Consider the following 24,774-nt stretch of genomic DNA (forward strand, 5'->3'; position numbering starts at 1 on the left):
AGGTTCACCTAAGCAGGTCCAGCTGTTGGCCGGCCGCCAGCTCGACGGTCCGCTCCCCGCCCTGCCAGGCGATCCGGTGCGTTCCGGCGTACGTCGCCCGTACGACGGCCTCGGTCAGCGCGCCGTCCCGCCAGCTCACGTCGAACGCCAGCCCGCCGCGCGCCCGCAGGCCGCGGAACGACCCGTCCGGCCACTCGGTCGGCAGCGCGGGCAGGATCCGGATGACGTCGGTGTGGCTCTGCAGCAACAGTTCGGGGATGCAGCCGGTCATGCCGAAGTTGGCGTCGATCTGGAAGATGTCGCCGTCGCGGTGCAGCAGGTTGTCCGACACCAGCCGGCTCAGGTAGTCCTGGATCACCGCGACGGCACGTGCCGGTTCGTACAGCCTGGCCCAGAGTGCCACCAGCCAGGCCGCGGTCCAGCCGCCGTTCACGGCACCGGCGGTTCGCAGCTCCAACGAAGCGCGTGCGGCCGCGGCCCAATCCGGCGTACGCACCGGATCGATCTCGGCGCCCGGATACAGCCCGTAGAGGTGCGACTGGTGCCGATGCTGCGGCTCGGACGGCGCCCAGTCCGTCGGCCACTCGTGCAGCCGGCCGTCCGGCGTCACCCGGATGTCCGGGAGACGCGCCGCGGTCGCCCGCGCCGCCAGCGGCGACGAGAGTCCCAGGACGCCCTCCGCCTCCACGAGGTTGGCGAACAGCTCGCGGATCAGCCAGATGTCGTACGTCGACGTGAGATCGACCGAGGCCTTCGCACCGGACGGCAGGACGAAGTGGTGCTCCGGAGCCGTCGACGGGATGAACTGCAGTACGCCGTCCCGGTCCGGCACCAGCATCGACAGCACGAACTCGGCCGCGCCCGCAATCACCGGATACGCCCGCTCCCGCAGGAAGTCGACGTCCGATGTGAAGCGGTAATGCTCCATCAGATGCGCCGTCAGCCAGACCCCGCAGGTCGCGCACATCGCCCAGACGGGATCGTCGCCGCCCTCGCCGACCGGCCAGGTCGCCCGCCACAGGTCTGCGTTGTGGTGCGCGACCCAGCCCGGGGCGTCGTACAGGATCCTGGCAGTCTCGGCACCCGACTCGGCGAGGCCTTCGAGGAGGTCGGTGAGCGGTTCGAAGCACTCGCTCAGGCCGGTCAGGTCGGCGAGCCAGTAGTTCATCTGGGTGTTGATGTTGTTGGTCCAGTCGCTGGCCCACATCGGCCTGCGGTCCTGGTTCCAGATGCCTTGCAGGTTGGCCGCCTGCGTACCCGGCCGGGAGGACGCCATCAGCAGGTAGCGACCGAGGTTGAACGTCAGCGCGACCAGGTCCGGGTCGTTGCCGCCGGCAGCGACCGCTCGCAGGCGATCAGCCGTCGGATTGTCGACAATCGGACCGAGCTCCAGCGAGGCCCGGTCGTACAGCGCGACGTGATCCTCGACGTGCCGCTCCCGAAGTTTGTCCACGGCAACCGAATCCAGCACGTCGACCGAATCCAGCACCTCGACCGCCGCGGCGAGCGCGACGAGCGGATCCCGGCCCGGCGGCACCTTCCAGCCCGCGAACGTGCTCGCCGCCGCCAGCACCACCGTCACCCGCGAGGCCCCACGCACCACAACACCTTCGGCGGACGTCACCACGGAGCCGTCGGCGAACACCCGCAACGCGACACCGAACCCGATGCCGCGCCCTTCCTGGTACCGGATCGGGTCCGGCGAATCCCGGTACTCGATCGTCAGGTCCGACGGCGCATGACCGACGACTCCATAAATGTCGCCGGTCGCCTCCACCCGCACCGGATGCTGGCTCTCCAACCCGATCTGCAGGTCGACAACCGGATTGTCGGCAATCAGCGTCCACACCAGCACCTGGTCCGGCGCCGACACGAACGTCTCCCCGCGGAACCGCACGCCGTCCACCGTGTAGTCGACGGCGGCGATCCCACTCCGCAGATCCAAACTCCGTCGGTACCCCGCGAGCGGCGCAGCCGGCGCTGCGGAGGCGGCGGAGGCGGCGGAGGCGGAGGTGGGGGTGGCGGAGGTGGGGGTGGCGGAGGTGGGGGTGGCGGAGGTGGGGGTGGCGGAGGTGGGGGTGGCGGAGGTGGGGGTGGCGGAGGTGGGGGTGGCGGAGGTGGGGGTGGCGGAGGAGATCACCAGGTCGGCGAGCGGCTGGTACGACTCCACCAGCGGGCCCTGCAGCGCCCGTGTGCGTTCGGTTGCCGCCAGTTGGTCGTCGTCCTCCAGCAGCATCCGGCGTACGTCGGCCAGCACAGCCGGCCCGTCGGCGACGGTCAGCGTGCGCGGACCGTCGCCGGACCAGACGTCGTCGAGGTTGAGCGCGATCCGCTCGTCGGCGACCTGGCCGTACACCTTCGCGCCGAGCCGCCCGTTGCCCAGCGGCAACGCCTCGAACCAGTCCGGCGCCGGCGTACGGAACCACAGTTCATGCGACAACTACTTGCTCCCGGACTTGTACTTGTCGTACGCCTGCTGGTTGATCTCCAGGTACCGCGGCATCCCCGTGCTCTCCAACCCCTTCACGTACGCGTCCCACTCGGTGTCGATGTTCTTCGACCCGGTGATGAACGCCAACTGGTTCTGGTTCACATAGTTGTTCAGGTTGGTCTGCAGCGTGGCGAGCTCACCGCTCAGGCTCGGGTCCGGCCAAACCGACGTCTGCGGGAACCACTGCGCCTTGTCCTCGTGCCCCTCGTACTGTTTGGTCGCCTCGAACAGCCGCCGCTCCAGCCCGTCGCCCGAGTAGATGTCCTTCGGCACCACCTGCGAGTTCCGGAAGGCGAGCGTGATGTTGTACTGCGCCATCGCGTCCCAGGACAGGTTCTTCGGCTGCTTGTCGCCCGAGAACCGGTACCACGCCGGCGCGCCCTCGAGCCCGATCTCGCCGGCCTTCGGCTTCCGCCAGCCGACGTTCTCCGGACCCATCAGCGAGACAGCCCGGCCCTCGTCGCTGTAGATCCAGTCGAGCATCTTGATCGCCGCGACCTGCGCCTCCTTGCTGGCCTTGTTGGTCAGCATGAACGTGTACCCGGTCGAGCTCGGGTAGTTGTACCCGGTGTAGCTCTTGCCCTCCGGCCCGGTCAGCGGCGGCACCGCGTCGTACTGCTTGTCGCGTCCGTCCTTGGAGTCCAACTGGACGAAGATGCCCGGCCACAGCACCGGCACCGAGCCGAGCACGACGGCCTTCGGGTTGTTGCCCTGGGCCTGCAACGCCTGCGCGTTCTGCGTGAACGCGGCCTGGTCGATCAGCCCGTCCTTGTAGAGGCCGTGGATGTACTTCAGGCCTTCCTTCCACTGGTCCGAGGTCACCGGCGTGACGACCTTGTCGCCGTTCAGCGTGACCAGCGACCGTACGCCGTTGTTCGCCCCGACCGGGTTGTACGCGAACGCGTTCATCAGGTACGCGATCAGGCTGCTGTCCTGGACGTCGGTGGTCATCGGGATCTCGTCGGCCTTGCCGTTGCCGTTCGGGTCCCTGGTCTTGAACGCCTCGAGCACCTTGCGCAGGTCGTCGGTGGTCTTCGGGACCTGCAGGCCGAGCTTCTTCAGCCAGGCGCTGTTGATCCACAGCTTGTCCGGGTACGTGCAGTGGAAGCAGTCCGACCACTGCGGCAGGGCGTAGATGTGCCCGTCCGGTGCCGTCGACATCTCCTTGAAGGTCTTGTTGGAGCCCAGCGCCTTCTGGATGTTCGGCGCGTTCTCCTTGATCAGCTCCTCGAGCGGCTGCGCGACGCCCTGCTGGCCGAGTTTCAGCACCTCCGCCTGGGTGAAGCCGTCGACCCACGGGATCAGCAGGAACAGGTCCGGGTAGTCGCCGCTGGCCAGCGCGATCTGCCGCTTCTCCTTGGCCGGTCCGGCGTCGAACGTCGTGGTCTGCCAGCGGAACTGGATCTTGAACTTGTCACTCACCAGCTTGGTGACCGCGTTGGTGTCCAGGTTGGTCCCGTTGGACGGGTCGGCCGGCGCGAACGCGTCGATGACCACCTTGCCGTCGGCGCTGGTCTCGTTCTCCGCACCCTTGCCGGACTTGTCCGAACTGCATGCTGCCAGGGCCAGCGCACCGGCGGCGGCCAGCGCGGCGACCTTGCTCACGGATGAGCGCATTGCTGTGTTCCTCTCTGAAGTAGGGCGTCAGCCCTTGACCGCGCCGACCATCACGCCCTTGGTGAAGTGGCGGGCGACGAACGGGTAGATGATCAGTACGGGCAGACTCGAGATGACGATCAGCGCGTACTTCAAGACGTTGGCCAGCTGTTGCTGTTCGAGCTGCTGGGCCAGGTCCTGCGAGCCGGTACCACCGAACTGGTTCAGGATCAGCACGTTCCGCAGCACGATCTGCAGCGGGTACAGGCCGGGGTCCTTGAGGTAGATCAGGGCGTCGAAGTAGCTGTTCCACTGGAAGATCGCGTACATCAGCGCGATCACCGCGATCACCGGCTTGGACAGCGGCAGCACGATCGACCACAGGAACCGCAGGTCGCTCGCGCCGTCGATGGTGGCGGCCTCGTACAACTCGTCGGGGATCGTGCTGCGGAAGAACGTCCGCGCGATGATCACCTGCCAGACCCCGATCGCGCTCGGGATCACCATCGCCCACCGGGTGTTCAGCATCCCGAGGTCCTGGACCACCAGGTACGTCGGGATCAGGCCGCCGGAGAACAGCATCGTGAAGATCAGCAGGCTCATGATCACGTTCCGGCCGAAGAACGTGCGGCGCGACAGCGGGTACGCGATCGCGATCGTCAGCGTGACGCTGATCAAGGTGCCGCCGGCCGCGTAGATGAACGAGTTCAGGTAGCCCTTCATGATCAGCGGATCGCTGAACGCCTCCTGGTACGCGCGGATGCTCGGCTCGACCGGCAGGAGCAGCACCCGGCCGGCGCTCACCGCCGCCGGGCTGCTGAACGAGTTCGCGACGATGTAGACCAGCGGCAGCGCGACCAGGATCAGCGCGATCCAGAGCATGATCTTCACGCCGATCAGGAAGATCCTGTCGGTCTTGGTTTCCCTCATGACCAGAGTCCGTTTCCGGTGATGCGCTTGGCGGCGAAGTTCACGGCGAGCAGCAGGAAGAGGTTGATCACCGAGTTGAAGAGCCCGATCGCGGTCGCCATGCTGAAGTCGGCGTTCAGCAGGCCGGTCTTGTAGACGTAGGTGGCGATGATCTCGGACTGCGCGGTATTCAGCGGGTTCTGCAGCAGGAACGCCTTCTCGAACCCGATCGACATGATGTTGCCGACGCCGAGCACAAGGATGATCACCGCGGTCGGCATGATGCCGGGCAGGTCGACGTGCAGGATCCGCTGCAGCCGGCTGGCGCCGTCGATCCGCGCCGACTCGTGCAGCGCCGGGTCGATCCCGGACAGTGCGGCCAGGTAGATCACCGCGGAGTACCCGGTGGTCTGCCAGACGTCGGACCAGACGTAGATGTGCCGGAAGTAGTCCGGCCGCCCGAGGAAGTCGATCGACGGTACGCCGAACAACCCGATCGCGTCGTTGACGAAACCGAGCCGCGGCGACAGCACCAGGATCGTCATCGAGACGACCACGACGGTCGAGATGAAGTACGGCGCGTACGTCACGAGCTGGACGGTCTTCTTGAAGCGGCCGTTGCGGATCTCGTTGAGCGCGATCGCCAGGATGATCGGGATCGGGAAGCTGGCGAGCACCGTGTAGACCGACAGCAGGAAGGTGTTCTTCACCAGCGTCCAGAACACCGGGTTCTGGAAGAACAGTTCGAAGTTGCGGAAACCGACCCAGTCGCTGCCCCACGGGCCCTTGATCGGGCTGTAGTTCTTGAACGCGATCACCGCGTTCGTGATCGGCACGTACTTGAAGATCACGAAGTACGCGAGCGGTACGACGACCAGCAGGTAGAGCTGCCAGTGCCGTCGCAGGCTGCGCCGGGCCTGGGTCCGGCGACTCGTTCGCGGTGGCTTCCGGACCGTCGGCCCGGGCGCCGGCGCCGGTGCCGCGGGCGCCGGTTTCACCTCGAAGGTTGCGCTCACTCCGCATCCTTTCCCTCACGCGCTGGAGTGGAACCGATATCCGATAGGATCTCGGGTTTCGCTATCCCGGAGGATGACACATGATCCCGGGACAGCGGAAGAGTTGTCGCCCGAGTCGATACCGGACGGTGACCGAGGCGCCCAGATCCCTTGCGGGCAAGGGATATCCGGCGTTGCCTCCAGCAACTACCGGTGACTGAACGACGAATGATCCGATGGCTCGCCACCGGATCCGGGCACACGTCGATCACGCCCGGAGTCGCTCTGAGCCACCGACTCCGGGTCGGTCCACAATTTGTTTCTCGGGTTAACTATATGGCAGTCAACCCGTCAGCGGCGGCCTGTGTCAAGACTTGGCCTTGGCCAGCTGCCGGGCGATCATCGCCTCGTCGAAACGGCCGATGTGCTGCCCGTCCCAGAGCTCGGCCATCACCATCAGCACCCTGAGGACGGCCTGCAACGGCTCGATCGCAGCCAGCTCCCGGTCGCTCAGCGGATCGGCCGCGGCTCGCTGGTAGCCGTCGATCATTTCCGGCGCCCGGTGCACGCGGGCGATGACGAAGTCCCAGGCGCGGCTGTCCGGGTGGCACAGGGCGAAGTCGATCACGCCGGCGAACCGGCCGTCGTCGTCGAAGTGCAGGTTCCAGCTCGCGAAGTCCCCGTGCACGATGGTCTGCGGCAGCCCCAGCAGGTCGTGCGCGACAACCAGCTCCTTGGCGCGCTGCATCGCCCGCTCGGATCGGTCGGCGAGCTCCGGCCGTTGCTCGCGGAGCAACTCGACGCCGCGGTCCCAGCCCTGGAACTCCCCCATCGCGTCCAGATCGGCGGCCTGGAAGAACCCCTCCCGCGGCCCGAGGTCAAGCCCGCGCAGATCCGCATGCAGCCGAGCCAGCAACGCACCCCGCTCGGCTCGCTGCGCCGCCGTCTCCTCCCGATGCGGCCGCCCCGGCACGAAGCGCGTCACCGCCCACAAATGGCCGTCGTACCGGACTGGCGGGACCACCTGCACCGGCACGCACCAACCGCGCGCAGCGACGTGCTCGAGCACGCGCGCTTCGTACGCCAGGTTGGCCTCGGTGTGGAGCACGTGGTAGCGGCGGAGAATGTGGTGCTCGCCGTTGGGCGTCCAGAGGTGCCAGTTCCCGTTCCCGAACGACGCCTCGTCCTCCGCCCGGGTCGGCTCCAGGCGGTCGGCTTCGACACCCAGCGCGGCCAGCACGCCACTCAACGCGTCCATCGCGTCATCGTGGCAGTTCGGGAGGGGGCTGCGCAGGGGAATTTCGGACTGTCGCGGGCCAGAAAAGAACCTGACCCGACCATCACGGGGGAACGGCCGGGCCAGGCAGTGTCAATAGTACCCCGGTTCACGAGGGCGGGCCGCGTAATTCAGCGGCGGACGCGCCGGGTGCTCGCCTAATCTTCGTCCTATGCGTACCCGTTCCTGAACGCGCACCTCATCTGTGCGCCACGCAAGCGTTTGACCGGCGCTGGTAACTCCCGGTCGCGCTTCGACCTGCCCGCACACGCCTTCAGGAGCACACCACGATGCCGTCCTACCGATCCGCCGATCCCACCAGGACGTACTACGCCTACAACGCCGCCTGGTCCTTCCTGTCCGCGCTGGCGTTCACGCTCAGCCTGGTCTACTACGTCCGCGACGCCGGGCTCGACCCGCTCCAGATGGTTCTGGTCGGGACCACTCTCGAGCTGACCTGTTTCCTGTTCGAGGTCCCGACCGGGATCGTCGCCGACCTGTACAGCCGCCGGCGCTCGATCGTGATCGGCTTCGCGCTGATCGGCGCCGGGCTGCTGCTGCAAGGCCTGGTGCCAACCTTCCTGGCGATCCTTGGCGCGCAGGTGCTGTGGGGCGTCGGCTACACGTTCACCTCCGGTGCCGACCAGGCCTGGATCACCGACGAGATCGGCGCCGAACAGGCCGCCCGCGTGTTCGTCCGCACCCAGCAGTTCGGCCTGGCGGCGAAGATCGCCGGCACCGTGACCGCCGGCGGTCTCGGCCTCATCAGCCTGCCGCTGCCGATGGTGATCTCCGGCGCCGGGATGGTGCTGCTCGCGCTGCTGCTGACCCTGTTCATGCGCGAACAGAACTTTCATCCCGTCCCGCGCGAGGAGCGCGAGACGTTCCGGCACGCGGTGGCGACGTTCAAGGACGGCCTCGAGGTCGCCAGGCGGCGGCCGGTCGTCCGTACTCTGGTGATCATCAGTCTGATCGGCGGCCTGTCCAGCGAGGCGTTCGACCGGCTGTGGTCGGTGAAGATCCTGGAGTTCACCTTCCCGGACGTGTTCGGTACGTCGGATCCAGCGTTCTGGTTCACAGCCTTCGCCCTCACCGGGACGCTGCTCGCACTGGGTGCGTCGCTCGTGCTCAACCGGTTCTCGCCCGAACGCCTGCAGGCGTCGCACCCGAGCGGGATCCTCGCCACGCTCGCGCTGTTGCAGGCCGCGGGCGTACTCGGGTTCGCGCTCGCCGGCTACCTCTGGCTCGCACTCGCCGCGATGTGGCTGGGAGCCGTCGCGGGCACACTCACGTACCCGATCGAATCCGCCTGGCTGAACCGGCACCTGGACTCCCGGACCCGCGCGACCGTGATCTCGATGGTGTCCCAGGCCAACGCGATCGGCCAGGTGGTCGGCGGCCCGCCCCTCGGCGCCCTGGGCCGCTCGTCGCTGCGCGCCGCCCTGCTCGCCTCAGGCCTGCTCCTGCTCCCGATCCCCGCGTTGTTCCTGCGGCTCAAGGACGTCCGTCGTACGGCGGAGAAGGTCTGAATCAGTCGTCGGCCTTGACGCGGACCGCGGCGCGGCGGCTGTCGTACGACGACTTGACCAGGCTGACGACCGTCGTGACGAACAGCGTGCCGACGATGAAGCCGAGCGAGGTCAGGATGCCGATGTGCGGCAGGTGGATCGCGCCGAGGTCGTCGATGTGCGAGCCGTGCAGCGCCTCGACGATCAACTTCACGCCGATGAACGCGAGGATCACCGACAGGCCGACGTTCAGGTAGACGATCCGCTCCAGCAGGCCGCCGATCAGGAAGTACAGCTGCCGCAGGCCCATCAGCGCGAACGCGTTCGCGGTCAGCACGATGTAGGCGTCCTGGGTGAGCCCGAAGATCGCCGGGATCGAGTCGAGCGCGAAGATCACGTTCGCCGTCCCGATCGCGGCGATCACGATCACCAGCGGGGTCAGCTGCCGGCGGCCGTTCGCCCGGGTCGTCAGCCGCGCGCCGTCGTAGTCCTGCGCCAGCGGGAGGATCCGGCGCAGTCCGCGCAGTACGGCGTTTTCCTTGAAGTCGTCCGGATCGCTCTCGCCCTCGAGCGCGAGCCGGACCGCGGTGTAGACCAGGAACGCGCCGAACACGTAGAACACCCAGCTCGCCGCCGAGATCGCGGCCGCGCCGGCCAGGATGAACACCGCGCGGAGCAGCATCGAGACCACGATGCCGACGTACAGCACCTTGTCCTGCGCCGGCCCCGGTACGGCGAACCTCGCCATGATGATCACGAACACGAACAGGTTGTCGACGCTCAGGCTGTACTCCGTGACGTACCCGGCGACGAACTCGCTGCCCGACTGGCCCGGCGCGAACAGGAACAACCCGAGCGCGAACAGCCCCGCGAGACCGACGTAGAACAGCACCCAGCGGGTCGCGTCCTTGATCGTCACTGCGTGCTTGCGGCGGGCGATCACGACCAGGTCGAACGCGACGAGCCCCAGCAACCCGGCGATCGTCAGCACCCAGACGACGGGGGACATGACAGAGACCACGACGAAACCTCCGGACATCCCCCTACCCGAACATCGGCAATTGTATCGGGAACCAATTGAGACATTGATGTCTCAAATGAGGTAGGCTCGTCTCATGGCTTTTGATCGGGACGAGGTACTGCGGGCCGCAGCGGGCCTGTTGATGCGGAAGTCGACGGCGACGATGGACGAGGTCGCGCGGGCGGCCGGGATCAGTCGCGCCACGCTGAACCGGCAGTTCGCAGGGCGGGACGCATTGATCCGCGCGCTCGAGGAGCTCGGCATCGCCGAGTGCGAGGCCGCGCTCGGCCGTGCGGGCATCGAGGAAGGGCCGGCCGCCGACGCCGTCCGGCGCCTGGTGCGCGAGCTGGAGCCGGTCTCGGGGCAGCTCGCGTTCCTGTACTCCGAGAACCAGCTGTTCGAGGGCGACGAGATGAACGCGGGCTGGGCCCGGCTCGACGAGCGGCTGGTCGCGCTGTTCCGGCGCGGTCAGGAGGCCGGCGAGTTCCGGATCGACCTCAGCCCGGTCTGGCTGGCCGAGTCGCTGTACGGCCTGCTGATCGCCGCGGCCTGGGCCACCTACGAAGGCCGGGTCGCCCCCAAGGACTTCACCTCGAACGTCACCGACCTGCTGCTCGGTGGCGCCGTACGGAGAGCGAAATGAAGCAACAAGCGGATGTCGTCACCCGCCCGGGCCGCTGGCTGGCCCTCGGCGTCCTGGTGCTGGCCGTGCTCCTCGTCGCGCTCGACGCGACCGTGCTCGGGCTCGCCACCCCGTTCCTGTCCGAGGACCTGAAGCCGTCGAGCACGCAGCTGTTGTGGATCGGCGACGCGTACTCGTTCGTGCTCGCCGGATTACTGGTGTCGATGGGCAGCCTCGGTGACCGGATCGGCCGCAAGCGCATCCTGCTGATCGGCGCGACCGCGTTCGGCGCGGTCTCGGTGCTGAACGCGTACGCGAACTCGGCCGAGCTGATGATCGTCGCCCGGGCGCTGCTCGGTGTCGCGGGTGCGACGCTGATGCCCGCCACGCTCGCGCTGATCCGTAACCTGTTCCACGACCCGCGGGAACGCAGTGTCGCGATCGGGATCTGGGGCGCGGCGGCGTCGGCCGGTATGGCGGTCGGGCCGATCGTCGGCGGTGTCCTGCTCGAGCACTTCTGGTGGGGTTCGGTCTTCCTGATCAACCTGCCGGTGATGGCGGTGCTGGTCGTCGTCGGCGCGAAGCTGTTGCCGGAGTCCCGCAATCCCGAGCCGGGTCCGTGGGACCTGGTGAGCGTCGCGCTGTCGATGGTCGGGATGATCGGTGTCGTCTACGCGATCAAGGAGTTCGCGGCGCACGGCTTCGCGTGGGTGCCGGTGATCGCGGCACTGGTCGGCGCGCTCGCGCTGTACGGTTTCGTCCGGCGGCAGCGGCGGTTGCCGATTCCGTTGCTGGATCTGCGGTTGTTCCGCAGCCGCGGGTTCAGCAGCGCCGTTCTAGCCGATCTGCTGACGATTCTCGGGTTGTCGGGGCTGATCTTCTTCCTGTCGCAGTTCCTGCAACTGGTGCAGGACCGGCGGCCGATCGAGGCGGGGCTGGCGGAGCTGCCGGCCGCGATCGGAGCGATCGTCGCCGGTCTGCTCGCGGGGCAGGCGGCGCGGCGGTTCTCGGTCCGGGCGGTCGTCGCCGGTGGCCTCGGGGCGATCGGGCTCGCGCTCGCGGCGCTCACCACGATCAGCCATGACACCGGGTATCCGTTGCTCGGCGCGGCGTTGCTCGTCGTCGGAGCGGGTGCCGGGTTCTCCTTCACCGTGACGGCCGACGTGATCCTGGCCGCCGTACCGAAGGAGGAGGCGGGTGCGGCGAGTGCGGTGTCCGAGACGGCGTACGAGCTCGGCGCCGCGCTCGGGATCGCGTTGCTGGGGTCGATCGTGACCGGTGTGTACCGCGATTTCACGGGTCCTGCCGGCACGCCCGAAGCAGCACACGAGTCGCTGGGCGGTGCGGTCGAGGTGGCTGCGCAGTTGCCGCCGGAGACCGCCGCGGCGCTGCTCGACGCGGCGCGGGAGTCCTTCGCCCACGGCGTTTCGATCGCCGCCGGCGTCGGTGCCGTCGTACTGCTCAGCACGGCCGTCGCCGCGTGGTTCCTGCTCCGCGGCCAGGAGCTCAGCATTTCCACGGAGAACGAACACTAGGCAAAAAGTTTCCGTTTCCTCGATGACCTCTGGGAGATTCCGCCGAATCGGCGTACAACAGGTTCTGTAGGTCTTTGTCCGCCCCCTAGGGCCCTGTCGGGTGATCCAGCGCCGTAGCGAGGAGGTGCTCGGTGCGGTAGCTCGGCGTGCGGGGGCGAAGGACTCGATGCGGAGCATCGTGGCCTTTGCACCCGTGCGGCGAGATGCCGTGCCGAGTGCCCCGCAGTAGGCGATGGATCACCCGACAGGGCCGGACCTTGGAGGATCTGTCATGGCCGGATTCAACGGCGAAGCATCCTGGTTCTGTTGCGGAAACGCGTGGGGACCCTGTGCCAGCACCGGTCGCGGTGCCTGCGGCACGTGCAACTCCGGGAGCTTCCAGCACGCGTGGCCGAACACCTCGGACGCGTGCCTGTCCATCACCCGTCCGGATCGCTGCGGGTTCACCGGGATGTCCCGGCGTACCTGCGGCTTCCGGCACGCCACCACCAACCTGTGCAACGGAAAACGGGTCGTCACCTCGATCGCGGACTGCGGTCCGCAGACCGACCTGTTCTGCGGTGAGCGCGCCTGCTGCGGCGGGACCTGCGCCGCGAACCGCCTCCTCGACCTGACGCCGGCCGCGTTCTCCGCGATCGCCAGCCTGAGCGCCGGTCTCATCCCCGCGAACATCGACGTCGGCTGAGGAGGAACCCGAGATGACCGCAACGATGGACCGCCGCTCGCTGCTCACCCGCGCCGCGCTCGGTGCGACCGGCCTGGTCGCCGCGACCGCGATGGGATCGCTGGCACCCGAGACCGCGTTCGCGGCCGGCGCCCAGTTCCCCGACGCCGGCCAGCCGGACCCGAACTTCGCCGAAGGCGTGATCACCGGCCGGAACAAGGATCTCCTGCAGGTCCAGGGCTCCGACGGCCGGCTGCACCGGATCCAGCTCACCGGCGTGACGAGCGTCTGGAAGCTCCGCCCGACCACGATCGACGAGGCCCGGATCGGCGACGGCCTGTACGCGCGGGGCGTGCTGCTGCCGGACGGGATCCTGGCCGCCGAGGCGATCTGGGTCAACATCGTCAACCTGACCGTCTCGATCACGGCGATCGGGCGCAACGGCGTACACCTCGACCATCACGGCCAGAAGGTCGTCGGGCACCTGCAGCCGGGGAGTACCGCGGCTGTTTACAACGGCACCCCGGCGGTGTCGGACCTGTCGATGCTCAAGGTCGGCCGGCACGCGCAGGTGATCGGCGCCTGGCGGCCGGGGACCAACGAGATCGACGTCGCGACGATCTACACGTCGAACTGACATGGGTGCCTTGGCGGCTGCTCAGCCGCTCCTGATCGGGGTGCTGCTGCTCTGGTCGGCGTACGGGAAGTTCGCCGATCCGGCGCAGGCCGAGCGGACAGCCCTCCCCCGCCTGGTCGGCGAGTCCCGCGCCAGACCCGCGTACCGAACAGTCGCTGGAGTCGAGACCCTGATCGCGCTCCCGCTTCTCCTGCCACCTTTCTGGGCGATCGAGGCGTTCGCCGCTGCCGCACTGTCCGTCGGCTTCACCGGATTCTTGATCTATTCGAAGATCGTCGTACCCGAAGCCTCCTGCGGCTGCATGAAGGCTTCGGCGAAACCCGTCGGCCACCGGGCGATCGCCCGCGCCTTGTTGCTGCTGGCAACTGCTGCACTCGCGATCACGGCGGACAGCGGCTGGTGGTCGGCGGGCGCGGGTCTGTCGGTGCTGGTCGTCGAGGCGGCCGCGTTCGCGATGCTGTCCGCCGAGCTCGACCGGTACTGGTTGCTGCCGCTGCGACGGTTCCGGATCCGGCTCAGCCATCCGTACGCCGGTACCGCGTCCACCGGCACACCACTCGTCGCAACCCAGCGGCGCGTGCTGCTCAGCCCGGCGTACCGCGCGGTCGACGGGATGCTGCGTTCCGACATCCACGACTACTGGGACGACGAGGACTGGCGTTTCGTGAGCTACGGCGCCAGGTACGACGGCCGTACGGCGACCGCGGTCTTCGCCGTACCGCATCGCGACACCGCTCCGGAGTCCATCCGCGTCGCCGTCGTCGACGAGGAAGGCCTGACGTTGTACCGGCCGACGGTGCTGGCGACGGCGGGATAGCGACCGCCACGCCATCACAATCGCCCGCTCGCCGCTCCCGTCACGCTCGACGTGGCGGGAGCGGCGCGATTGTGATGGCGTGCAGGTCACTCCAACACGGTCGGCCGACCGAAATCGGAGTACGCCGGGATGCCGGTCGTGAGGGACTGCTGGGCGAGGGCCAGGCGGCGGGTCATCGACGGGCGGAGGCGGGGCGCGGCTTCGTCGAGCGTGAGGAAGTGGTGGGTGCGGGCCTCGGTGGGGTCGAGGGTGATGGTCTGGTGATCGAGGACGCCGCCGTCGAACACGAACGCCAGCGAGTCGGACCAGGGCCCGTGCGCCGGCACCCAGTCGACGACCAGCAGCCGCCCGATCTCCAGGTCGAGACCGATCTCCTCCCGCACCTCCCGGCAGCAGGCCTCGTACGGCGACTCGTCGTACTCGACGATCCCACCCGGGATGTCGAGCGTCGGCTTGTACGTCGGCTCCAGGAACAGGATCCGCCCACCCCGGTCCCGAACCAACGCACCCCCCGCCGCCGTCTTCCGCGGCATCCGCTCGGCAATCCCCGGATGAAACTCCTCCTCCGGCACACCCTCAGCAGCAAGATCGTCTTGTCGGTTCACCCGTCCAGTGTCGTTCGCGAGGAGGTACCGCGATGCTTCGAGGGCGATCCGCGAAGGGGCACTGGTTCGGGACGGTGATCGACGCGCCGGACCCGCAGGCGCTCGGGCTGTTCTACCACGAGCTGCTCGGGTGGGAGATCCACAAGAACGAGCCGAACGAGTTCACGCTGGCCGTGCCCGGCAACTCCGAGACCTACCTGGCGTTCCAGCCGCAGACGTCGGCGCCGTGGGCGCGACCGGTGTGGCCGGCTGCTGCAAGGCACCCGTTCTGCCTGTACGTCGGGGGTTGATCAGTTTTCAAGAAGCGGCGCGGGTTGGGCGGCTTCTAAGGTCTGGGGTGTTCGCAGGGACCACACAGGAGAAAGGGCAACTTCGATGGCCGGGACGAAGAAGAAGTCGTACGACGGGTTCACCGAGGCCGAGCGCGGGGCGATGAAGGATCGGGCCAAGGAGCTGAAGAGCAAGGAGGACCCGGCGGCGGCGCAGGCGGCGAAGATCGCGGAGATGGCGGACGCGGACCGGGTGATCGCCGAGCGGCTGAACGAGCTGATCCCGCAGGTCGCGCCCGAGCTCACCCCGAAGCTGTACTACGGGATGGCCGGCTGGGCCAGGAAGGGCAAGGTCGTCTGTTTCTTCCAGGACGCCGGTAAGTTCAAGACGCCGTACGGCACCTTCGGCTTCAACCCGCCCGTCGTCCTGGACGACGGCGACTTCTGGCCGACCGCGTACGCCCTCCTCAACCTGACCCCGGACGTCGAGAAGCAGATCGTCGCCCTGGTGAAGAAGGCGATCAGCTGAACCGCGGCCGCACCTGGAGCGGGACCCCGCGAGCCGATCCCTACACCCGGGGCGGCGGACCGAGAATCGTGATGCCATGCCGCGCCGCGACCGCGGCCACCGCCGCCAGATCGGGCGCGTCCGCGGGGTCGGGCGGCAACGTGAGTGCTTGAGCGGGCTCTCCCACCTCCGCCGCGAAGCGCTCGAAGCCGGCTGGGTTGTGTAGCGTCAGGAACCGGGCCTCCGCGGACGTTACGACGTACGCGTGTGGCACGCCCTGCGGGAGTATGGCCACGGTGCCCGGCCCGGCGGGGTGATCCTCCCCGTCGAGGACAACCCGCAGGTTTCCGTCGAGGACGATCAGCGACTCCTCCTCGTGCTCGTGAATGTGCACCGGGCTCCCGCTCCCCCGCCGTGCCAGGTTGTCAGTCAACGAGAACGCCCCGCCGGTCTGCTCCCCACTCACCCGCAGCTGCTGCAACACCCCGAGGAACCAGAGCGCCGTCTGCGTCTCCGGACTCGAGATCACCGCGCTCCCGCTGGGCCTGATGCGCCCGCTCATCACCGTCTCCTCTCCACCCCCACCACCCAACCCGCCCGAGCCCCGGATCGCCACCGCTTCGGCGCTGTCCGTCAAGGCCTGTGCGCCGTGGCAAAATCTGGCGGGTGCAGATCGCGATGCTGGGGCCGTTCGAGGTACGGGCCGGGGAAGGCGACCTCGTCGACGTGCCCGGTGCGCGGTTGCGGGGGTTGCTGATCGCGCTCGCGCTCGACGCGGGACGCGTGGTGCCGAAGGCGACCCTGGTGGACTGGATCTGGGGTGAGCAGCCCCCGGCGGATGCGGCGAATGCTTTGCAGCGGCTGGTTTCGCGGTTGCGGAAGGTGCTGCCGGAAGGTTCCGTCGAGGGCCACACCGACGGTTACCGGCTGCGCGTCGACCCCGACGACGTCGATGCCGTACGGTTCGAGCGCCTCGTCACCCGTGCGCGCACCGACCAGGATCCACAAGGCGTCCGGCTGCTTCGCGAGGCGCTCGCCTTGTGGCGCGGACCCGCGATGCAGGACGTCGGGCTGACCGAGAGCGGCGCGTTCGACGCGGCCGTGACACGGCTCGACGGGCTGCGGCTGGCCGCGATGGAGGACCGGTACGACGCCGAGATCACGCTCGGTCACGGCGCCGAACTCGTCACCGAGCTGACCGACCTGGTCGCCGCGCACCCGGTCCGCGAGCGCCTGGTCGCCGCCCTGATGCGCTCGCTGGTCGCCTCCGGCCGCGACACCGAAGCGCTCCGGGTGTACGAGCGCACCCGCGAAACCCTCGCCGACGAGCTGGGCGTCGACCCGTCCCCCGAGCTCTCCGCCCTGCACGTCGCCCTGCTCCGGGGCGAGCTGGTACGCCGGGACGAGAAGCGCAACACCAACCTCCGCGAAGAGCTGACGACGTACGTCGGCAAGGACGCTGACATCGCCGCCGTCCGCGACCTGGTCGCCGGGCACCGCCTGACGAGCCTGATCGGGCCCGGCGGCTCCGGGAAGACCAGGCTCGCGACCGAGGCCGCCCGGACGATGCTCGGTGACCTGCCCGACGGCGCCTGGATGGTCGAACTCGCGGCGATCGGGGCCGACGGCGACGTGGCGCAGGCGACGCTCGGCGCGCTCGCGCTGCGCGACGCGCTGCTCGGCGACGCACCGGACGCCGACCCGACGGCCCGGGTGATCGCGGCCCTCCGGGAGCGGTCGATGCTGCTGATCCTGGACAACTGCGAGCATGTCATCGAGTCGGCGGCGACGTTCGCGCACCGGGTGCTCGGCGAATGCCCGCGACTGCGGATCCTCGCCACCAGCCGCGAACCGCTCGGCATCACCGGCGAGGCGCTCTGGCCGGTGGCACCGTTGGCCCTGCCAACGGATTCCGCCGACGCCGAAGAGATCGACGCGTCCCCGGCCGTCCGCCTGCTGCAGGACCGGGCGACCGCCGTACGCGCGGATCTCACCGCGGACCGCGCCACGATGGCGCGCATCTGCCGCGCGCTCGACGGTATGCCGCTGGCGATCGAGCTGGCCGCGGCCCGGCTGCGCACGATGTCGCTCGAACAGCTCGCCAACCGCCTCGACGACCGCTTCCGCCTGCTGACCGGCGGCAGTCGTACGGCGCTCCCCCGGCACCGCACGCTCCGCGCGGTGGTCGACTGGAGCTGGGAGCTGCTCTCGGACGCCGAGCGGGCCGTCCTGCGCCGGCTGGCGGTGTTCGCGGGCGGCGCGAGCCTGGAAGCGGCCGAGCAGGTGTGCGCCGGCGGCGAGGTCGAGTCGTGGGAGGTGCTCGACCTGCTGACCGCGCTCACCGAGAAGTCGCTGGTCGTCACCAAGGACGAGGGCGCCCCGCGGTACCGGCTGCTCGGCACGATCAAGGAGTACGCCCAGCAGCGTCTCGAAGAGGCGGGCGAGACCGATCTGACCCGTCGTACCCACCTCGCCTTCTTCACCGAGCTTGCCGAGACGGCAGACCCGCACCTGCGCCGCGCCGAACAACTCGAATGGCTGTCGATCGTCGAGGCCGAGCACGACAACATCGCCGCGGCGATGCGCGGTGCGCTGGCGGCCGGTGAGGCCGAGGGCTCGATGCGGCTCGCCGCGGCCGCCGGCTGGTACTGGTGGTTCGCCGGGCACAAGGTCGAGGGCACCGAGTTCCTGATGGCGGCGCCGAACGTGCCGGGCGAGGTGCCCGACGAGTACCGCGCCGTGGTGTACGCGTTCGTCACCAACTTCATGACGTCGGGACGCGGCCGTGACCAGTTCAACGCGGTCGACTGGATCCGGAAGTCGGCGGAGGTCAGCCGGCGGGTCAAGAGCCCGCACCCGGCGGTGACGATGTCGTCCGCGCTGGAACGCCTGCTGGAAGGACCGGACTCGTTCGTGTCCGCGTTCGAGCCGCTGCTCACCGACGAGGATCCGTGGGTCCGGGCGCTGGCCCGCCTGCAGACCGGGAAGATGCGGATCATGCTCGGCGCCGGTGACGAGGACGCCGACCGGGCGCTCGAGGCCGCGTTGACCGAGTTCCGCGCGATCGGCGAACGCTGGGGGATCTCGTTCGCGCTGACCGAGCTCGCCGACCGGCTCGCGGTCCGCGGCGAGTTCGCCGCCGCGTGCGAGTACCACCAGCAGGCGGTCGCGGTCGCCGCGGAGGTCGGGGCGACCGAGGACGTCGTACGGCTGCGGTCGCGGCAGGCGCAGCTGTACTGGCTCGCCGGCGACCTGGATGCGAGCTCGGCCGCGATGGCGGACGCGCTGCGGCAGGCGGAGCGGGTCGCGTGGCCGGAAGCCCTGGTGGAGCTGGCATTGTGCAAGGCGGAGCTCGCGCGGTGGAGCGGCGATGTCGACGAGTCGCGACGGCAGCTCGACCAGGCGACGAAGCTGCTGGGCCAGGAGGCCGAGCGGGCGAACCTGCGCGCGATGATCGAAGGCGTCCTCGGCTACCTGGCCACGGATCCCGACGAGGTCTGGCAGCACCGTAGCGCTGCCTTCCAGGCGGCGGCCGAGGGCGGGCATCCGCCCGGCATCGCGCAGATGCTCGTCGGGATCGCGGATCTCGCCCTGCGCACCGGCCAGGACGAGCAGGCGGCGCGGTTGCTCGCCGCGAGCACCGTCGTCCGCGGGCTGCCGGACCGCTCAAACCCGGACGCGGCCAGGCTGGAGGCGGAAACGCGTCGTCGCCTCGGTGATCCGAAGTTCACCGAGGCGACGGAGGAGGGCCGGCGGGCGAGCTGGCGGGAGCTGGTCGAGGTCACGCTCGCTTCGTGAACGTCGAGGTCGCCCAGACGTACCCGACCACGGCGATCCCGAGGCACCACGCGAACGCGGCGACCAGGTCACCGGTCTGCGGCGCGCCGTTCAGCAGGCCGCGCAGCGACTCGATGATCGGCGTGAACGGCTGGTACTGCGCGAACTGCTTGACGCCGGGCCCCATCTTGTCGGCCGGCACGATCGCGCTGCTGAAGAACGGCAGCATCACCAGCGGCACCGAGGCCAGCCCCGCGGTCTCCGGGCTCTTCGCGAACAGCCCGAGCGCGACGGTCAGCCAACCGGTCGCGACCCCGAGCAGTACGACGAGACCGATCACGCCGAGCCACTGCGCGAAGCTCGCCGACGGGTCGAAGCCGAGCGCGAACGCGACCCCGATGATCGCGGCGATCGCGATCAGGTTGGTCAGCACGCTGGCGATCACGTGGCCGGTCAGCACCGCGCTGCGCGGCACGTCCATCACCTTGAACCGGTTGATGATGCCCTTGGTCATGTCGGAGTTCACCGCGGTCGCCACGGCACCGAGTCCGTAGCAGACCGCCAGCAGCAGCATGCCGGGGGTCGCGTAGTCGACGTACGGGACGCCGACGCTGAACGCGTCGCCGAGCATGTAGACGAACATCAGCATCACCACGACCGGCATCAGGACCGCGTTGAACACGGACGTCGGGTTCCGGGCGATGTGCTTGAGGTTGCGGCGCAGCATCACGATCGAGGGGTTCTTCATTTCGCCGCCTCCGCGGTGTCGTGGCCCGTCAGGGCGAGGAATACGTCGTCGAGGTCAGGGGTGTGCACGGAGAACTCGCCGGCGTCCAGCGAGTGCTCGTCGAGCCGGTCCAGCAGCTCGCGGACCGAGCGGGTGCCGCCGTCGCTGGGGACCCGCAGGGTGAGCGCGTCGTCGTCGCGGGTCGAGCCGGGCAGGATCCTGGCGGCGGTGTCGAGCTCCGCGAGCGACTCGAACCGGAACCGGACGTGCGTGCCGGGAATCTGCCGCTTGAGCTCCTCAGGGGTGCCCTGGGCAACCAACCGGCCCTTGTCGAGGACCGCGATCCGGTCGGCCAGCTGGTCGGCCTCGTCGAGGTACTGGGTGGTGAGGAAGATCGTCACGCCATCGGCCAGCAGTTCGCGGATGATCGTCCACATCGTCCGCCGGCTGCGCGGGTCGAGGCCCGTGGTCGGCTCGTCGAGGAAGATGATCCGCGGGTCGCCGACCAGCGTCATCGCCAGGTCGAGCTTGCGTCGCATCCCGCCGGAGTACGTCGCCGCGGGCTTGTCCGCCGCCTCCGCCAGCTCGAAGCGCTCCAGCAGATTGTCGACAATCCGCTTGTTGTCCTTGACCGGGGTCAGGTCGACCATCAGCTGCAGGTTCTCGCGGCCGGTCAGCAGCTCGTCCACCGCCGCGAACTGGCCGGTGACCCCGATCGCGGAGCGGACCGCCTTGGCCGCCGTCGCGGCGTCGTGCCCGGCCACCCGGACCGTGCCGCTGTCGGCCTTCGTGAGCGTGGTCAGCACGTTCACCGTTGTCGTCTTGCCGGCCCCGTTCGGGCCGAGCAGGGAGAAGACGGTGCCCGCGGGGACCTCGAGGTCGATGCCGTCGAGCACGGTCTTGTCGCCGTACGCCTTGCGCAGTCCAGTGACCGCGATCGCCGAAGTTGTCATGGGAACACCTTCGGCGGCGGTCCTGACACGCTCCTGACACGCCGCCTACACGGTGTCAGGCACCGGCTCCGCAGCGGTCACAGGGCCGTGTCAGCCGGTGCGGAGACGGTGGTCGCACCGACACCACGAGGAGCGAGCAGATGTCCACCTTCAGCACCCCCGCACCGATCTCCGCCGCGATCGACATCGTCTTCGGCAACATCACCGTGCGAGCGACAGACCGCACCGACACCGTCGTCGAGGTCCGGCCGGTCGACCCGGCCTGGGACCTGGACGTGAAGGCCGCCGAGCAGGTGGTCGTCGAGTTCACCGACGGGAAGCTGCAGGTCAGGCACCCGAAGCTGCGCTCGATGTTCAGCAAGCGGTACGGCGCCGTCGTGGTGCTGATCGAACTGCCGACCGGTTCGGACGTCCAGGGCTACACCGCGAAGGGCGAGTACGTCGTCGAGGGCCGGGTCGGGTCCTGCGAACTGAAGACCGCGAACGGCGACATCCGCGTCGGCACGGTCGCCGGCACGCTGCGCGCCAAGTCCGCCACCGGGAACATCAGCGTCGACGCGGCGGGCGCGGAGGTCAACGCCCGGACCGCCGCCGGCGACATCCGCGTCGGCGCCCTCGGCACCGGCACGGTCGACCTGTACACCGCCACCGGCGAGGTCGCGATCGGCGTCCCCGCAGGTACGGCGGCCACCGTCGACGCGCAGGCCTCGGTCGGCCGCATCTTCAACGACCTGCCCACCCTCGACCACCCGACCCACACCGTCACCGTCCGCGCCCGAACCCACGGCGGCAACATCACCCTGTGGCGCGTCTGACCCGATCCCCAGGCCATCACAATCCCCCGGGCCCGGACGCTTCCGGCCCGCGGCGCGGCTCGGCCGCCGATTGTGATGGCCTGGCGGTCGCTACACGGGCGCGCGGTCCGCGGCGGCGACGGCGCATTCGGGCCGGGTCCGGCGAAATCTCGGAGGTTTTTTGTCGGAGGGTTGACGGAAAAATTCCGGGTTCCTAGCGTCGCGGACGTGCAGACGCAGCCAGGAGTACAGGCACTTGTGCGGAGGACCCACGAAGAACGGGTTCTCCAGGTGCTGCGCGAGCAGGGCGCGCTCAGCCGGAACCAGATCGCCCGCGCGGTCGGCCTGTCCCGCACCACGCTGTCCGAGATCACCGGCAGCCTGCTCCAGCGCGGCGCGATCATCGTCGTCGACACCGACGCGGCGCACCGCGAGGGCAGCGGGCGGCCGGCCGAGCGGCTGGCGCTGGACCCGGCGTCCGGGCAGTTCATGGGCGTCGACTTCGGCCACCGCCGCGTGCACGTCACGGTGGCCGACGCCTCGCACGAGATCGTCGCGTCCGGCTCCGACCGGTACGAGGACCGCGTCGACTGGCCGACCCGGCTCGACGTCGCGTTCCGGCTGATCGAGCGGCTCAGCGACGAGTACGGCGTCCACTACGGCGCCCTGCAAGGCGTGGGCATCGGCATCCCCGGGCCGTACTCGGGCAAGCCGGGCGTCCGCGGGTTCCCCTCGCACCGCGCCGACGGCTTCCACGAGGCCTCCGTCGACGAGGCGTTCGGCGACCGGTTCGGCGCGCCGGTGATCGTCGACAACAACACCCGGCTGGCCGCGCTCGCCGAGGCGATCTTCGGCGCCAAGGCGATCGAGAACCTGCTCTACGTCCGGTTGTCCGACGGCGTCGGCGGCGGGCTCGTGGTCGGCGGCCGGCTCGTCTCGGGATCGGCCGGACTCGCGGGCGAACTGGGACACGTAACCGTCCGCGTCGACGGTGACCCGTGCCGCTGCGGCAAGCACGGCTGTCTCGAGACCATCGCCTCGGTCCCCGCGATCCTCGCCTCCTGCCGTTCCGCCGGCCTCGCCGTGGAGAGCCTCGACGACCTCGCCGCCGCCGTCGCGCGGTCGCACCCGGTCGCCGACCAGGTACTGCGGGACGCCGGCGCCGCCGTCGGCCGGGTCCTCGCCGCGGTCGCGATGGCGCTGAACCCGGCGGAGATCGTGATCGGCGGCGCCATCACCCGGCTCGCGCCCGCGCTCGTCGAGCAGGCCGCCGCCCGCGTCAGCTACGAACTCTTCCCAGGTGCCGCCTCCCCCGGTGTGCGAGCGGCGTACCTGTCCGACGACGACGGGGCGCTCGGTGCGCTGGCCGCCGTCTTCCACAGCTCGCCGCTGCTGGCGGGGTACCCAGAGGCGCCGGCGCCGGCCGGCGCGGGAGCCCGCCTGCGCCAGACCCCATCCCGAGGAGTGGCCGATGGCCGTGCTCACTGACCAGACCGCCGGTACCGCGAGGACGCGCGAGCGAACGCGCACGCGAACCACCGGTCTGCCCCTGCTGCTCAACGCGCTGTCGATCGGCCTCGGCATCGCCGTGTGGTGGATCCTCGCGCTCGCCGGGCTCAAGCTGCCGACGCCGCCCGAGGTCGTCTCGCAGGCGGTCACCCTGATCGGGAACGGCACGCTCGTCAAGGACGTGCTGGCCAGCCTGACCCGGGTGCTGATCGGCTTCGCGCTCGGCACCGCCGTCGCGATCCCGGTCGGCTTCCTGATGGGCTGGTACGCCGTCCTCCGCGGGCTGGTGGAGCCGTGGATCCAGTTCTTCCGGACCGTGCCGCCGCTGGCGATCATCCCGCTCGCGATCGTGCTGATGGGGATCGGCGAGGCGCCGAAGATCTTCGTGATCTTCCTGGCCGCGTTCCTGGCCTGCGTGATCTCGACGTTCCAGGGCGTGGTCAACGTCGACAAGACGCTGATCAACGCGGCCCGGGTGCTGGGCTCGAAGGACGCCGGCATCTTCGCCCGGGTCGTCGTACCCGCGTCGACGCCGTTCATCCTGGTCGGCATGCGGGTCGGGCTGGGCTCGGCCTGGGCGACGCTGGTCGCCGCCGAGCTGATCGCCGCCCAGCAGGGCCTCGGCTTCCGGATGCAGAACGCGCAGCTGTACTACGACCTGCCGACGATCTTCGTCGGCCTGATCTCGATCGGCGTCCTCGGCCTGCTGATGGACCGGGTGCTACTGACGGCCGAACGCAAACTCACCGGATGGCAGGAGCGCCGATGAAGATCTCGGTTCAGTCGGTCAGCAAGACCTTTGCCCTGGGCAAAGAGACGTTCACCGCGCTCGACCAGGTGTCGCTGGACATCGCGGACAACGAGTTCATCACCGTCGTCGGCCCGTCCGGCTGCGGCAAGAGCACGCTGATGAACATCCTGGCCGGGCTGGAGGAGCCGACGTCGGGGCGCGCGCTCGTCGACGGCGTACCGGTGTCGGGTCCGGGGCCGGAGCGTGGCGTGATCTTCCAGCAGTACGCGCTGTTCCCGTGGCTCACGGTCCGCAAGAACGTCGAGTTCGGGCTGAAGACCGCAGGCGTCGGCAAGCAGGAGCGGCGCGAACGGGCTCAGCACTTCATCGACATGGTGGGACTGTCCGACTTCGCTGACGCGCTGCCGAAGATGCTGTCCGGCGGGATGCGGCAGCGCTGCGCGATCGCCCGGGCGTACGCCGTGAACCCGTCGATCCTCCTGATGGACGAGCCGTTCGGGGCGCTTGACGCCCTGACCCGCGTGAAGCTCCAGGAGCAGTTGCTGGACACCTGGAGCCAGGAGCAGCGCACGGTCCTGTTCATCACCCACGACGTCGACGAGGCGGTCTTCCTGGCGAACCGCGTCGTCGTGATGGCCGCCCGGCCGGGGCGGATCTACGACGTCATCGACGTCGACCTGCCGTACCCGCGGTCGGAGGAGTTCCGCCTGAGCGCCGAGTTCGCCGAGCTGCGCAACCGCGTCTGGCACTCCGTCTACCACCAGGACGGCCGTACCGCGGCCGACTCCCCTGTCACCGTCCGATCCTAAG

General features: G+C 69.3%; 23 protein-coding genes. 13 read left to right on the plus strand and 10 right to left on the minus strand.

Going from position 1 to position 24,774, the window contains the following annotated elements; genetic code table 11:
* Positions 1-4: 4 nt before the first annotated feature.
* From ABN611_RS40410 to ABN611_RS40430, 5 genes are all read right to left on the minus strand, one after another.
* Positions 5-2,440, minus strand: a complete 2,436-nt coding sequence (locus ABN611_RS40410) for a glycoside hydrolase family 95 protein (protein ID WP_350277595.1) — start codon at positions 2,438-2,440, stop codon at positions 5-7.
* Complete coding sequence (locus ABN611_RS40415; RefSeq protein ID WP_350277596.1) at positions 2,441-4,108, minus strand: extracellular solute-binding protein; 1,668 nt, start codon at positions 4,106-4,108, stop codon at positions 2,441-2,443. It abuts the gene before it with no gap.
* A gap of 27 nt (positions 4,109-4,135) precedes the next feature.
* Positions 4,136-5,017, minus strand: coding sequence for a carbohydrate ABC transporter permease (locus ABN611_RS40420; RefSeq protein WP_350277597.1), 882 nt, complete (start codon positions 5,015-5,017; stop codon positions 4,136-4,138).
* Entirely contained in the window at positions 5,014-6,012 is a 999-nt protein-coding gene (locus ABN611_RS40425; RefSeq protein WP_350277598.1) for an ABC transporter permease subunit, read from the minus strand. Before ABN611_RS40425 ends, ABN611_RS40420 begins: the two co-directional genes overlap by 4 nt.
* 346 nt (positions 6,013-6,358) lie before the next feature.
* Positions 6,359-7,249 carry a phosphotransferase gene (locus ABN611_RS40430; protein ID WP_350277599.1) on the minus strand — a complete coding sequence of 297 codons (891 nt, stop codon included), beginning with the start codon at positions 7,247-7,249 and terminating at the stop codon, positions 6,359-6,361.
* A gap of 308 nt (positions 7,250-7,557) precedes the next feature.
* Here ABN611_RS40430 and ABN611_RS40435 point away from each other — a divergent pair, with 308 nt between their 5' ends.
* Positions 7,558-8,796 (plus strand): MFS transporter, encoded by a 1,239-nt coding sequence (locus tag ABN611_RS40435; RefSeq protein ID WP_350277600.1) that lies wholly within the window; start codon positions 7,558-7,560, stop codon positions 8,794-8,796.
* A 1-nt stretch (position 8,797) separates the two neighbouring features.
* Here the strand turns inward: ABN611_RS40435 and ABN611_RS40440 are convergent, their stop codons facing one another.
* Entirely contained in the window at positions 8,798-9,796 is a 999-nt protein-coding gene (locus ABN611_RS40440; RefSeq protein ID WP_350277601.1) for a TerC/Alx family metal homeostasis membrane protein, read from the minus strand.
* A 94-nt stretch (positions 9,797-9,890) separates the two neighbouring features.
* Here ABN611_RS40440 and ABN611_RS40445 point away from each other — a divergent pair, with 94 nt between their 5' ends.
* From ABN611_RS40445 to ABN611_RS40465, 5 genes are all read left to right on the plus strand, one after another.
* Positions 9,891-10,439, plus strand: a complete 549-nt coding sequence (locus ABN611_RS40445; RefSeq protein ID WP_350277602.1) for a helix-turn-helix domain-containing protein — start codon at positions 9,891-9,893, stop codon at positions 10,437-10,439.
* A complete protein-coding gene (locus ABN611_RS40450; RefSeq protein ID WP_350277603.1) occupies positions 10,436-11,953 on the plus strand; it encodes an MFS transporter in 1,518 nt (505 codons plus the stop codon). Before ABN611_RS40445 ends, ABN611_RS40450 begins: the two co-directional genes overlap by 4 nt.
* A 451-nt stretch (positions 11,954-12,404) precedes the next feature.
* The gene (locus ABN611_RS40455) at positions 12,405-12,638 is read left to right on the plus strand and encodes a septal ring lytic transglycosylase RlpA family protein (RefSeq protein WP_238350537.1); all 234 of its coding nucleotides are present in this window, start codon (positions 12,405-12,407) and stop codon (positions 12,636-12,638) included.
* Positions 12,639-12,651: 13 nt separating this feature from the next.
* Entirely contained in the window at positions 12,652-13,254 is a 603-nt protein-coding gene (locus tag ABN611_RS40460) for a cell wall protein (RefSeq protein ID WP_350277604.1), read from the plus strand.
* Position 13,255: 1 nt separating this feature from the next.
* A complete protein-coding gene (locus ABN611_RS40465) occupies positions 13,256-14,071 on the plus strand; it encodes a MauE/DoxX family redox-associated membrane protein (RefSeq protein ID WP_350277605.1) in 816 nt (271 codons plus the stop codon).
* Positions 14,072-14,157: 86 nt separating this feature from the next.
* Here the strand turns inward: ABN611_RS40465 and ABN611_RS40470 are convergent, their stop codons facing one another.
* Positions 14,158-14,676 (minus strand): NUDIX hydrolase, encoded by a 519-nt coding sequence (locus ABN611_RS40470; RefSeq protein ID WP_350277606.1) that lies wholly within the window; start codon positions 14,674-14,676, stop codon positions 14,158-14,160.
* A 32-nt stretch (positions 14,677-14,708) separates the two neighbouring features.
* Here ABN611_RS40470 and ABN611_RS40475 point away from each other — a divergent pair, with 32 nt between their 5' ends.
* Together ABN611_RS40475 and ABN611_RS40480 are read left to right on the plus strand one after the other, a co-directional pair.
* The gene (locus tag ABN611_RS40475) at positions 14,709-14,966 is read left to right on the plus strand and encodes a VOC family protein (protein WP_350277607.1); all 258 of its coding nucleotides are present in this window, start codon (positions 14,709-14,711) and stop codon (positions 14,964-14,966) included.
* Positions 14,967-15,051: 85 nt separating this feature from the next.
* Positions 15,052-15,474, plus strand: a complete 423-nt coding sequence (locus tag ABN611_RS40480; protein WP_350277608.1) for a hypothetical protein — start codon at positions 15,052-15,054, stop codon at positions 15,472-15,474.
* 40 nt (positions 15,475-15,514) lie between these two features.
* Here ABN611_RS40480 and ABN611_RS40485 read toward each other — a convergent pair whose 3' ends face one another.
* A complete protein-coding gene (locus ABN611_RS40485; RefSeq protein ID WP_350277609.1) occupies positions 15,515-16,015 on the minus strand; it encodes a cupin domain-containing protein in 501 nt (166 codons plus the stop codon).
* A gap of 104 nt (positions 16,016-16,119) precedes the next feature.
* Between ABN611_RS40485 and ABN611_RS40490 the strand changes: the two genes are divergently transcribed.
* Positions 16,120-19,251, plus strand: coding sequence for a BTAD domain-containing putative transcriptional regulator (locus ABN611_RS40490; RefSeq protein ID WP_350277610.1), 3,132 nt, complete (start codon positions 16,120-16,122; stop codon positions 19,249-19,251).
* Here ABN611_RS40490 and ABN611_RS40495 read toward each other — a convergent pair.
* Complete coding sequence (locus ABN611_RS40495) at positions 19,235-19,978, minus strand: ABC transporter permease (RefSeq protein WP_350277611.1); 744 nt, start codon at positions 19,976-19,978, stop codon at positions 19,235-19,237. The genes ABN611_RS40490 and ABN611_RS40495 overlap by 17 nt on opposite strands.
* Positions 19,975-20,910 carry an ATP-binding cassette domain-containing protein gene (locus ABN611_RS40500; protein WP_350277612.1) on the minus strand — a complete coding sequence of 312 codons (936 nt, stop codon included), beginning with the start codon at positions 20,908-20,910 and terminating at the stop codon, positions 19,975-19,977. Before ABN611_RS40500 ends, ABN611_RS40495 begins: the two co-directional genes overlap by 4 nt.
* A gap of 140 nt (positions 20,911-21,050) precedes the next feature.
* Between ABN611_RS40500 and ABN611_RS40505 the strand changes: the two genes are divergently transcribed.
* The 4 genes from ABN611_RS40505 (at position 21,051) to ABN611_RS40520 (ending at position 24,773) form a co-directional block, all read left to right on the plus strand.
* Positions 21,051-21,725: a DUF4097 family beta strand repeat-containing protein gene (locus ABN611_RS40505; protein WP_350277613.1), complete on the plus strand. Its 675-nt coding sequence runs from the start codon at positions 21,051-21,053 to the stop codon at positions 21,723-21,725.
* A 270-nt stretch (positions 21,726-21,995) separates the two neighbouring features.
* The gene (locus tag ABN611_RS40510; RefSeq protein ID WP_350277614.1) at positions 21,996-23,192 is read left to right on the plus strand and encodes an ROK family protein; all 1,197 of its coding nucleotides are present in this window, start codon (positions 21,996-21,998) and stop codon (positions 23,190-23,192) included.
* Positions 23,176-23,982 carry an ABC transporter permease gene (locus ABN611_RS40515; RefSeq protein WP_350277615.1) on the plus strand — a complete coding sequence of 269 codons (807 nt, stop codon included), beginning with the start codon at positions 23,176-23,178 and terminating at the stop codon, positions 23,980-23,982. Before ABN611_RS40510 ends, ABN611_RS40515 begins: the two co-directional genes overlap by 17 nt.
* A complete protein-coding gene (locus ABN611_RS40520; protein ID WP_350277616.1) occupies positions 23,979-24,773 on the plus strand; it encodes an ABC transporter ATP-binding protein in 795 nt (264 codons plus the stop codon). Before ABN611_RS40515 ends, ABN611_RS40520 begins: the two co-directional genes overlap by 4 nt.
* Position 24,774: the final 1 nt, after the last annotated feature.

The organism is Kribbella sp. HUAS MG21, from assembly GCF_040254265.1.
Taxonomy (GTDB): Bacteria; Actinomycetota; Actinomycetes; order Propionibacteriales; family Kribbellaceae; genus Kribbella.

Excerpts from the sequence above, each read along its gene's own strand:
- ABN611_RS40415 (WP_350277596.1), bottom strand. The coding sequence starts at position 4,108 with ATGCGCTCATCCGTGAGCAAGGTCGCCGCGCTGGCCGCCGCCGGTGCG.
- ABN611_RS40420 (WP_350277597.1), bottom strand. The coding sequence starts at position 5,017 with ATGAGGGAAACCAAGACCGACAGGATCTTCCTGATCGGCGTGAAGATC.
- ABN611_RS40430 (WP_350277599.1), bottom strand. The coding sequence starts at position 7,249 with ATGGACGCGTTGAGTGGCGTGCTGGCCGCGCTGGGTGTCGAAGCCGAC.
- ABN611_RS40435 (WP_350277600.1), top strand. The coding sequence starts at position 7,558 with ATGCCGTCCTACCGATCCGCCGATCCCACCAGGACGTACTACGCCTAC.
- ABN611_RS40445 (WP_350277602.1), top strand. The coding sequence starts at position 9,891 with ATGGCTTTTGATCGGGACGAGGTACTGCGGGCCGCAGCGGGCCTGTTG.
- ABN611_RS40450 (WP_350277603.1), top strand. The coding sequence starts at position 10,436 with ATGAAGCAACAAGCGGATGTCGTCACCCGCCCGGGCCGCTGGCTGGCC.
- ABN611_RS40455 (WP_238350537.1), top strand. The coding sequence starts at position 12,405 with ATGTCCCGGCGTACCTGCGGCTTCCGGCACGCCACCACCAACCTGTGC.
- ABN611_RS40460 (WP_350277604.1), top strand. The coding sequence starts at position 12,652 with ATGACCGCAACGATGGACCGCCGCTCGCTGCTCACCCGCGCCGCGCTC.
- ABN611_RS40465 (WP_350277605.1), top strand. The coding sequence starts at position 13,256 with ATGGGTGCCTTGGCGGCTGCTCAGCCGCTCCTGATCGGGGTGCTGCTG.
- ABN611_RS40475 (WP_350277607.1), top strand. The coding sequence starts at position 14,709 with ATGCTTCGAGGGCGATCCGCGAAGGGGCACTGGTTCGGGACGGTGATC.
- ABN611_RS40480 (WP_350277608.1), top strand. The coding sequence starts at position 15,052 with ATGGCCGGGACGAAGAAGAAGTCGTACGACGGGTTCACCGAGGCCGAG.
- ABN611_RS40485 (WP_350277609.1), bottom strand. The coding sequence starts at position 16,015 with ATGAGCGGGCGCATCAGGCCCAGCGGGAGCGCGGTGATCTCGAGTCCG.
- ABN611_RS40495 (WP_350277611.1), bottom strand. The coding sequence starts at position 19,978 with ATGAAGAACCCCTCGATCGTGATGCTGCGCCGCAACCTCAAGCACATC.
- ABN611_RS40500 (WP_350277612.1), bottom strand. The coding sequence starts at position 20,910 with ATGACAACTTCGGCGATCGCGGTCACTGGACTGCGCAAGGCGTACGGC.
- ABN611_RS40505 (WP_350277613.1), top strand. The coding sequence starts at position 21,051 with ATGTCCACCTTCAGCACCCCCGCACCGATCTCCGCCGCGATCGACATC.
- ABN611_RS40515 (WP_350277615.1), top strand. The coding sequence starts at position 23,176 with ATGGCCGTGCTCACTGACCAGACCGCCGGTACCGCGAGGACGCGCGAG.
- ABN611_RS40520 (WP_350277616.1), top strand. The coding sequence starts at position 23,979 with ATGAAGATCTCGGTTCAGTCGGTCAGCAAGACCTTTGCCCTGGGCAAA.